The organism is Tabrizicola sp., from assembly GCF_051645465.1.
In the GTDB taxonomy this organism is placed as follows: Bacteria; Pseudomonadota; Alphaproteobacteria; order Rhodobacterales; family Rhodobacteraceae; genus Tabrizicola.
In genome coordinates this window covers 1-1,575 of sequence record NZ_JBOFBI010000229.1, presented here as the reverse complement: position 1 = coordinate 1,575, position 1,575 = coordinate 1, and the positions used below count along the sequence as shown (strand labels likewise).

Here is a 1,575-nt window from a genome sequence, read left to right as displayed (position 1 = left end):
CCCAGCGAAGAACGCCCGCAAGGGAGTGATGAGCGGCACGCTCCGGTTCAGATTTGACGCAAACCGCCTTATAGGGTCAGGGAGGCGGTCTCGGCGACAGTGTCCAGCCCGGCGGCACCTTTCGGGCCGACGACCACGTAGGACGCATCCCGGCTTTTCCAGCTGACCATGTCCAGCGCATCGAAATTCCGGGTGGCAAGGGGGCTTAGCCCGTCGCCCAGCGCCGCATCACCCCCGGCCATGAAGCAGACCGCGATCACCTGACCCGCTGCATCGGTATACATCAGCTGGGCCACCGGCTTGCCGGATGCCACCAACAGCCGCGCGCCCTGGAAGGTCAGCCCGCTTGCCGCAAGGTCCGGGACGGCGAACGCCACCCCGGTCTGTTCCGAAAGCCAGGTTTCCAGATGAGCCTGCTCCGAGGCCGGAACCTCGACCAGATGGCGGCTTTGGGCTGCATAGACGAGATGATATTCGGCGACCTGATCCAGCCAGCCCGCGGCCAGCTCCTGCGGCGGGGCCATCTGCCGCGTAAGGTACGACCCGCCCACTCCGCCGACCATCAAAAGCGCGACGGACGCGGCCAGGGCCATGCCCCAGCGCGGTGGAAACGGGCTGTTGGCGGGTTGTGGCGCAAGCTCGGCGCGCTCCAGCGATTGCAGAAGGGCCTCCGGCACCGGGTCGTGCAGCATTGCGGCAAAGGCCTTGTCGATGGCGTCGTCGGCGCGCAGAAGCGTGTCATATTCCGCCTGAACCACCGGATCCTTTGCCAGCAGCGCCGCCACGGCGCGTGCCTCCGCCTCGGGCAGTTCCCCGTCGCGATAGGCGCTGAGGCGCGTGGCAAGGTCCGGTGCGGTGGTCATTGCACTTTCATTCCCCTGGTCGATCCGGTCGGATCGGCGAGCAGTTCCTTCATCAACTGGCGGGCCCGCGACATCCGGCTCATCACCGTGCCGATCGGGATATCAAGGATATCGGCGGCCTCCTGATAGGAATGCCCTTCGACCGATACCAAAAGCAAGCAGGCACTTAGGCCTTCGGGCAGCGACATCACCATGCCGATCAGCTGATTGCCGTAGATGTGATCGACGGCCCCGACGGGTGTCGAAAGTTCGTCCGTTTCAGTCGCATCGACGTGGCCCTGGCCAAGGCGCACCCGGCGGCTGCGCATCTCGCTGACCCAGATGTTGCGCATCATGGTGAAAAGCCAGCTGTCCAGCCGCGTTCCCGGCTGCCATTGCCCCGCCCGCAGGATGGCCCGTTCGCAGGCGGCCTGCACCAGATCGTCGCCGTCATCGCGGCTGCGGGTCAGCGTCAGGGCAAATCGGCGCAGCCGCGGCAGAAGGCCGACCAGGTCCTTGCGGAACTGAACAAGGTCGATCACGGCATAAATTCTCCGGCCACGGTCTGCGGCGGACCTGTCGGTCCGGTGCAGGTGAACATGATCCGACTTCAATGCGCAACCGCCGACCCAGAGGGCCGGCGGAAACGCGATTGCCTGTTGAAGGCTCATATCACCAATCCGTCGCTTCGCCTGCCAGCGCCTTTTCCAGCGACGCATAGGCCCAGGTCTCT

The 1,575-nt window shown here is 65.3% G+C and carries 2 protein-coding genes; both read right to left on the bottom strand.

Annotated elements, in window-relative coordinates; genetic code table 11:
- Positions 1-68: 68 nt before the first annotated feature.
- On the bottom strand, positions 69-863 hold the full coding sequence (locus ACRCSW_RS15135) for an anti-sigma factor family protein (RefSeq protein WP_438706401.1): 795 nt from the start codon (positions 861-863) through the stop codon (positions 69-71).
- Positions 860-1,384, bottom strand: a complete 525-nt coding sequence (locus ACRCSW_RS15130; protein ID WP_438706399.1) for a sigma-70 family RNA polymerase sigma factor — start codon at positions 1,382-1,384, stop codon at positions 860-862. The genes ACRCSW_RS15135 and ACRCSW_RS15130 overlap by 4 nt, the downstream gene beginning before the upstream one ends.
- Between the last annotated feature and the right edge of the window lie 191 nt (positions 1,385-1,575).